6 protein-coding genes are annotated in these 8415 nt (G+C 57.8%); 4 read left to right on the forward strand and 2 right to left on the reverse strand.

Annotated features, from left to right (window positions below; genetic code table 11):
* Window positions 1-68: 68 nt before the first annotated feature.
* Window positions 69-560 (reverse strand): hypothetical protein, encoded by a 492-nt coding sequence (locus tag DCO47_RS09490; protein ID WP_042609846.1) that lies wholly within the window; start codon window positions 558-560, stop codon window positions 69-71.
* A 136-nt stretch (window positions 561-696) separates the two neighbouring features.
* On the opposite strand from DCO47_RS09490, the gene DCO47_RS09495 reads away from it, so the two are divergent.
* Window positions 697-1389: an aspartate/glutamate racemase family protein gene (locus DCO47_RS09495; RefSeq protein ID WP_065617271.1), complete on the forward strand. Its 693-nt coding sequence runs from the start codon at window positions 697-699 to the stop codon at window positions 1387-1389.
* A 1-nt stretch (window position 1390) separates the two neighbouring features.
* On the opposite strand, the gene DCO47_RS09500 is transcribed toward DCO47_RS09495, so the two are convergent.
* Window positions 1391-1909 (reverse strand): GNAT family N-acetyltransferase, encoded by a 519-nt coding sequence (locus DCO47_RS09500; protein WP_116657982.1) that lies wholly within the window; start codon window positions 1907-1909, stop codon window positions 1391-1393.
* A gap of 394 nt (window positions 1910-2303) precedes the next feature.
* Between DCO47_RS09500 and DCO47_RS09505 the strand changes: the two genes are divergently transcribed.
* The 3 genes from DCO47_RS09505 (at window position 2304) to DCO47_RS09515 (ending at window position 7425) form a co-directional block, all read left to right on the forward strand.
* Window positions 2304-5381, forward strand: coding sequence for a hypothetical protein (locus DCO47_RS09505; protein WP_116657983.1), 3078 nt, complete (start codon window positions 2304-2306; stop codon window positions 5379-5381).
* Between the two features lie 444 nt (window positions 5382-5825).
* A complete protein-coding gene (locus DCO47_RS09510; protein WP_116657984.1) occupies window positions 5826-6965 on the forward strand; it encodes a hypothetical protein in 1140 nt (379 codons plus the stop codon).
* Window positions 6966-7044: 79 nt separating this feature from the next.
* Complete coding sequence (locus tag DCO47_RS09515) at window positions 7045-7425, forward strand: hypothetical protein (protein ID WP_116657985.1); 381 nt, start codon at window positions 7045-7047, stop codon at window positions 7423-7425.
* The last annotated feature ends 990 nt before the right edge of the window (window positions 7426-8415 follow it).

Here is an 8415-nt window from a genome sequence, read left to right on the forward strand (position 1 = left end):
GGTCTGCCCCCTTTCCCCCTCGCCCCCTTGGGGGAGAGGGCTGGGGTGAGGGGGTAAAGCTCTTGATCTTAACCGCGATCCCGAGGAATCAACCCCTGCAATTGCTGGGCAAGGAAATTGGCGTCGAAAGCAAAGGTATCCGGATCCTTGAGCCCATTGGTCTTGCGCCACTGCCACGCGCCATCCGCCAACCCGACCAGCGAAATACTCCCGTACCGCGCCGCCGTCAGCCCCATCACCGCCAGCGAAATCTGCCCGCCGCTGCCCATCACATCCGGCACGAACTCCACCGGCTTACCGGCAATCACGATGCTCAGCTTCTCTGTCATGAAGGTCGAGGTCTCCACTGGCACGCTCGGCCCGGACGCGACGTAGGTCTCGCGGCTCACCTCCAGCAGATTCGGCGCCTTGACCGGCTCAAGCCATTGCTCGATCTGGTCGAACAACGCACCAATCCGTGTGGCCCACGCGGCCGATTGCGTAGTGAACAGTTGCTTCTTGTGCGCTTCGCTCTCGGCATAGTGACGAAGCATTTCGCCCAGTTGCTGTACGTCGTTCATGGCGGTGTTCCTTGAAGAGTGCTGCGGACACCGAGCATGGCAGATGCGTGGCAACGGCAGGCGTAAATTTTCGATGGATCAAATTCCCGATCCAAACGACACTCACCGCAAAGCCCCATCAACACAGGAGCACCGCATGCGCACCATCGGCCTTATCGGCGGCATGAGCTGGGAATCCAGCGCCGAATATTATCGACTCATCAATCAGCAAGTCCGTGATCGTCTCGGCCCTTTGCGCTCTGCGCAGCTGTTGATGTACAGCGTCGACTTCGGCCCGGTCGAACAGGCCCAGCACGCCGGACGCTGGGACGATGCGGCAGCAATTCTGGTGGATGCCGCGCGCAGGCTTGAAGCCGGTGGCGCCGAATGCGTGGTGCTGTGTACCAACACCATGCACAAGGTCGCCGAACAGATTCAGGCGGCGATCAGCATTCCGTTCCTGCACATTGCCGAACCGGCCGCACAGGCTGCACTCGAAATCGATGCGCGCACGGTCGGGCTGCTCGGCACCGCGTTCACCATGGAACAGGACTTCCTCAAGCAGCGTTTGATTGCCCAAGGCTTGACCGTTTTGGTGCCGGACGAAACAGAGCGCAAGGATGTGCACCGGATCATCTACGACGAACTCTGTGTCGGCGTGATCAATGAACAGTCGCGGCAAATCTATCAGCGGGTAATCGAATCCCTCACCGCCCGTGGCGCCCAGGCGATCATCCTCGGCTGCACGGAAATTGGCATGTTGATCAAACCCGAACACAGCGCCCTGCCCTTGCTCGACACCACCGAGTTGCATGCACAGTCGGCGGTGGCGTTCGCCTTGGGCGACTGAGTCAGTTTTTCGAACGACTGCGCAGACGGGCCATGCTCAGGGTGTCGACCCATTGCCCATCGCGCACGGCGTAGTCGCGGAACAGGCCTTCGGTCTCGAAACCGAATTTGCGGTAGAGACCGATGGCCGCTTCGTTGTCGGCATACACGGTGAGTTCGACGCGGTGCAGATTCATCCAGTTATCGGCAACATCCAGCGCCGCCGCCAACAACTGCGAACCGACACCCTTGCCCTGCCATGCCACTGCGACGGCCATGCCGATGCTGCCGGCGTGGGCGCGGCGCATCCTTGAATAGGCCTCCAGGCCAAGATTGCCGATCACCACGCCCTGTTGCAGCGCCACCAGCTTCAGTGCGCGCTCGTTGTCGGCCTGCAATCGCTGGCGCCAGACCTCAACCGACTGAAACGGCATCTGCAGCACCTGCCGCGCGACGGCGGGGTCGTTGTAGAGCGCGGTGATGCCTTCGAGGTGGAAATCGCTGGAGCGTTCGAGGTGGACGGTGGGGGTCGGGTCTGCCATGGGATCGGTCCGTGATCAAGGTATGGCTGGTCACTCTAAACCGCTGATCCGGAATCTGGCGAGATGAAATTTTGGTAGCGAGCCTGCTCGCGATAGCGGCCTCACCACCAACGCCTCTTGCCCGGCAGAAACCGTCTGCCGTACGGTCGCCAATTTTTTCCTCTTAAACTCCGATGTTCAAAGACACCTGCCGACTCGCCTTTCAGGCTACACAACCTTGCTCGGGACAGGCGCCGAGTAAGTCGCTGCAACCGCCCATGCCTTCGCAGGCGAGCCTGCTCGATAAGTGCACCACCCGTCGGATTTCCGCCCGCACCTGTCAGATGTGACAGGTGCGCAATCTCCCTTTTAGCCGTTCAATCACTCCATCGCTCAAGCCCACGGAGTGGCCAGCATGTCCGACAACGACCCAATCAACGACGCCCCGCAGCTGCTACAGGAACTCAAAATCCCCGGCCGTACGGGTCCAGTGTCATCAACGCCCCTGAGGTGGGGCATCAATCTCGCCGCGGCGAAGCTCAACTTCCCTCGTCAGGGCCTGCTCTGCCAGGCCGGGCCTTGGGGGACGATGGGTAACCGCGACTCGTTGCGCATCTTGCGGGACTCCGATCTGCAGATAGCGCTGGAAATCGTTGATGAGGATGCGGTCGGCACCGAGCTGCAAATGTTCGTGGAGGCCAGACACCTTACCGAAGGAATGCACACGCTCTCCTACACCGTCACCCGCCTCGGCGGTACGCCCGAACCCTCGGAAGTGATGCAGGTGCTGGTCAAACTCACCCTCCCCGGTGGTCCTGACCATAGCGAGGGGCCGGGGCACCCGGGACTGGTGATGAGCATTCCCGAGGATATTTTGAAGGACGGTGTCCACCAGGGTAACGTCGATGCTGGCGTATCGATCACTCTCGGAAAAGCTGATGGCTCGCCGCCTTATCTATTCGCCGCCGCTGGCGATACACCTCAGTTCAGCTGGGGCGGAATGTTCTTTTCTGGCCCTGCACTGACCCAGGAACAGGCTGACGGCGAGACGCCGGTTATCGTGACCATTCCAAAGGAAACCATCGTAGACGCCGGCGACTCTGGCGAGGCAGGGCTGGCCGTGGCCTTCGAAGTTTACGACCTGGTCGACAATCGCTCCGACGGCTGGAGCGTCGAGCAACGGGTAGTCGTGACGCTTGACAAAACCCGGCTGGGCGCGCCTTTGCTCAAGGAGGCTATCAACAACGTACTGGACGTCGACAACCTGGGCGACGCCGACGGTACGGTTCAAGTTATGGCCGTAAACTCTCCCCCACCTTCGCCCCCTCCAGTCCCTCCACAACCGATAGACTTCGAGGTAGGTGACACCATTTTTGTCCGAATCAAAGGCACCCCGAAAGAAGGTCCGCCGATCGACATTGAATTACCGGGAAAAGTCTTGATCAGCGTGCCCAGCATTCCTGAGATCATCGTGTCCAACGCCGTGCTGCGCCAGCTGGCTCAGGCTCAGATCGCTCTGTCTTATCGCTTGAAAAAGGCCGACGGCAGCGCACAACGGGATGCCAAAACCCAATTCATCAGCGCCATCGGCGAGATTCACCGGCTCCCCGCTCCCGTGGCACTGGAGGCCAGACAAGGCGCCATCGATCCGCTGCATCCGGATCTGAAACAGGTCACCATCGAAATTGCCTTCGGCCCCTACTTCGCCGTCGGCCAAGCGATCAAGCTGTTTTGGCTCGGCACTCGCCCCGACCTGACCCCCTACCTGCCGAACCTGAACCTGCGACCGATTACCCAAGGCGATATGGACGCCCAACTTCCGCTGCAGATCATCGTCGACAAGCAGCACCTGACACCGATCATTGGCAAAGAGCTGGAGCTGTATTACCAGTTGCTGATCGAGGACTCGGTACTCGGCACCATGAGCAAACTCAACCAGACCCACGCGATCCGCGAATCGATCCACGCCGATATCCTGCAGATCGGCGAACCACGCCAGGAATTGCCCGAGCCGGCAGTCGACGGCGTGGTCAGCGGCGCCCTGCCATCCGATACCAACGGCACCACGCTGACCGTGAACTACCTCAAGACCGTGAAGGACGACATCGTCACGCGGGTCTGGGAAGGCTCCATTACCGGCGTAAACAGCGACCGGGTCGAACTGAGCTCCTTCACCGCCGGCCAGCCTGTGGCGTTCCCGATCAAGGCCGAACTGATCAAGGGCAACGAAGGCGGGACGGTGAAGGCGTATTACGACATCAAGCGCGCAGCGGGTGGAACGAGTTATTCGGATACGCTGACGTTCAGTGTCGGCGTGGCGCTGGATCTGAAAGAGCCGAAAATCAAGCAAGCCCCGAACGACACCAGCCTCGACCCGCTGGAGGCCCAGAACGCCCTGACCTCAGTGATCAACTATGACGGCATGCTGGTCGGCGACAAGATTATCGTCCGCTTGACCGGCGCCCCCGGAACGCCGGCTGCCGGTTCGCACACCACCGAGCCATGGCCCGTCACCACCGTCGGCCCGCAGGAAATACCGCTGGCCGTCTCGGTGATCGCCTTCAACCTCGCCAAGTCCATCACGCTGGATTACACGGTAACGCGCGGCACCCAGGATCCGAAAGAGTCGCGGATTCGTGCGCTGGCGGTGTTGCCCATTGCGCAAAGCGATTTGCCCGGGCCGCTGATCACGCAGGCCTCCGAACAAGGCGAAGGGCCGGAGTTGGACGTCAGTCAATTGACCACCAACGCCACCCTTCGCGCGAACAGTTACCCGCATATTGCGTTGAGACAATATGTCTGGCTGAAAGCGAAAGGGACATTGAAAGGCGGGGGCGACTACTCGAAAACCTTCTGGCAACCGCCGGGTTCGCAAACCAATGCGACGTGGATCGACCAGGGTTTTCACACCCACGACGGCTTTCCACTCCCCGACTTGCAAAGCCTGGAAGATGGCAGTGACCTGGAACTGAAGTTCAAGGCAGGCTTTGGCGGCAGTCAAGTCGAGACAGAGGCCGTGACGTTTGCCCTACGGACTTACAGGATCAAGGCCTACAAAGATTTCCAGGAAAGAGTCACGTTTGAAAATGAAATTCCACATGAACTCTGGCCTGGCTGGCGGTCGGGCACTCCAGAACCCATGTGGGGCATATATACATACAATGACCGACTCAACATTGATCCCGGCCTCTCACCAGCGAGCGGGACGGCTTTTATCCGAACATACAGGTATTCCACTCTAGGTAACGCGACATATATTTTTAGCATAAAGATAGGTCGAGAAGCTGCCGGCAATCCAAGCACGGTGGTATTGAACGTCAACAACATAGATATCACTCCTCCAACCTTAATCGAATCTATACACGTCATTGAACTCAGCGGTGAATTTACAGTGGCGCCGAACCAGGAAAGCATTTTGCGGATAAATATTGATACACCACAATCAGGAGCGGCAATGGCCATTCATGAAATCCTGGTAAAACTTAAAAAATAAACCCACGCAAAATCCAAACAGGCACGACCCACTTACATATTTATAAATACGCAGTTCAAGCTGAAAATTCCGCCTCGTTCAACCGAGGCGGTTTTGCGTTGCCGGGCGTCGATATAAAAACTCCACTATTAACCAGTCATCAAACAGCGAGGCTTGACCGAGATTTTTCTGCTGACCGGGATGGCCTTTTCGCGAGCAAGCTCGCTCTCACAGTTTGACCGCATTCCAACTGTAGGAGCGAGCTTGCTCGCGAAGGCGGCGTCACAGGCAATCTTTTCCTAAGAAAAAACCGCCGTTCCGCATCAACCGGAACGGCGATTTTCTAATCCATCAACGACCATCCGTCGGAGATATGTCGACACCTGTCAGATCTGACAGGTGCGCAATCGCCAATTAAGCGCTCTGATAAACCCTGCCCATTCCCAACGCGCAGGAGCTTCATTCATGACCATCTCTACTCCACCGGACAACACCGTCCTCATCCTCAGCCCGCCCATCATCAACGGCCAGACCAAGCCTGTGGAAGGTGGACACACCGGCGTGCCTTTAGTGGCCCATGATCTCATCGACGGCGCCATTGTCCACGCCGATCCACCGTTGTCGGGCACCATGGACCCCGGCGATGTCATGGAGCTCTGGCTTGAGGGTGAACTGGCCGCACTGGACAGCAAAACCATTGAGGATCCAAACGTGCGCACCATGTTGCGCATTCCCAAAGGTCGACTGCATCCGGACCAGGTCAACAAACTGTATTACACCGTCAGGCGTGGCAGTGACAACCGAGGCACTTCCACCCCATCGCTGGAAATCCTCTATAACCGCGTCCGCCCCGGCCTGAAGGATCGCCTGACCGACCCCGGCGGCCACTCCGAACTCAAGCTGCTGCTGCCCGACGTGATCAAGAACGGCGTCGGCGCGGATTTCGTCAGCTCCGAAGTGTGCGTGGCCTACCCGTATTGCCGGGCGTATGACGTCATCACCCTCACGTGCAACGGCGAACTGCTGGAACCCAAGCCCAGGGTCAGTCCGAATCAGGCGCCGCCACCGCCGAACCCCGGCGACGAAACCCCCATCACCATTTGCTTCACCGTCACCCGCGCCTTTCTGGACAAGGCGAAACGCCTGGACAACAAACTGCATTTTTCCTACACCGTCACCGATCAGATCGGCAACGGCCCGGATACCGATGCACCGTGGTCGCCGGTGCAGAGCGTGGATGAGGATCTGGATGGCAAGCGGGTGGACAAGCCCATTCTGCTGAAACGCAGAGAAGACTATCCCGGTGATGACGCGGAAACCATCGACCTGGAGAAACTGACGGGCAATCCATTGCTGCCAGACCTGCTGACCCAAGACAACCCCATGGCGCGGTATGGTTCCGGTGAAGTGTCGGCAGCTCGCACCTTTACCGAAACCCCCACACTGGAAATAGATACCACGCCAATGCTACTGGATGGGGCACATTTGTACCCTCCACCCCCCCCCAACCAGACCAGAGTATTTCCAGCCCATCGAGAAAGCGGCATACATACCTCCGGGCGCACATCAAACCCGACAAGCCCGTGGAGGGAGTCCTCCTTTTGAATACAGCTCTTCCAAACCCACAGTCGCTTCCGTTGATCCGGCAACCGGCCACGTCATCTCGAAAGGAAACGGAACCGCAATGATCAGCGTGCGTGACACGAAAGGAAATACCGTCAGTTATCAGGTTACTTGCGAAAACGTGTACGACCTCGTAGTCAGTGACGAAAGGCGTCTTCCATATGATCAAGCTGTCGCCTTGCTGTCATCCTTGGGTGCCCAACTCTTCACTGTTGACGAGACCCCTCTACAGAAACAGATTTACCAAGCGCTACTATTTGGAATCCAACAACCGAAAGGAAATGTTTTCATTTGGGCCACCACATTCATCCAGCCTAATGATTACTACCTTACCTATGCTTTACAAATCCCGATTCACCCAACCCATCCCGGATGGACGCAACAAAAGTCGATCGCAGACTACAATGCATATCCAATGGGATATAAATCGCGCATCGGCTGATGGCAAAGCCTCCAAGTCAGCGAATGGCATAAAAAAGCACAAAGGAGACGGATTTATTTAACCAGTGATTTAAACAGCGGGGCGCGATCGAGTTTTTTCTTTTGGCCGGGACGGCCCTTTCGCGAGCAAGCTGGCTCTCACAGGGAAAAGCATTCAAATGTGGTAGCGAGCTTGCTCACGAAGGGCCAGTGAGGTCGGCACAAATCGCCTTTTAAACCCAGGCGTTCAGAAGACACCTTCAGACACGCCTTTCAGGCTAAACACCCTTGATCCATTGCCTACAGCCACGCCAGAATTCACCAGTTTGTGCGCCTTGGGTCCGGGGGCATTTCGGTACGCCGGGATCCTTGAGCCTGGTCTGTTAACTCGCGTACGGCCGCCACCCTACCCACCCGACTTCACCCCACCGCCCCGTAAAACCGGTCGTGTGTACGTCGTGCCCGCAGGCTTCAAAACGAGGAACTGCTGGCCGATGTCCGCTAATCATCGCCAATGATCTCGGCCTTCTCATCCCGCGTCGCAGCGCCTGACGCTGTTGGGCGTAGCGCTGCTGATCATGCTCGGGGAGCTGGTGGTGGATCGGATGTTGAATCACTGGAGTCGCGGGGCCGGTGCAGGCAGGCTGAAGCCCTAAAGTGATTGGGAACGACCAACATGTGCTGAGGTCGAGCATTTGATACCCGGATGCCGAATACCGGTGTTCCAACGGACGAGGCTGTATTAGAGCCGCCGGTCGGATAACCCCGCACACCTGTCAGACCTGACAGGTGTGCGCTCTGCCTTGGCATGTTTTCATGAACTGCGTCTTCCTAAAACATGGAGATTCATCATGAATGCAACAAGCGAACAGGATTTCCAGGAAAGAGTCACGTTTGAAAATGAAATTCCACATGAACTCTGGCCTGGCTGGCGGTCGGGCACTCCAGAACCCATGTGGGGCATATATACATACAATGACCGACTCAACATTGATCCCGGCCTCTCACCAGC

It is taken from the genome of Pseudomonas sp. NDM (assembly GCF_003105095.1).
Taxonomy (GTDB): domain Bacteria; phylum Pseudomonadota; class Gammaproteobacteria; order Pseudomonadales; family Pseudomonadaceae; genus Aquipseudomonas; species Aquipseudomonas moraviensis_A.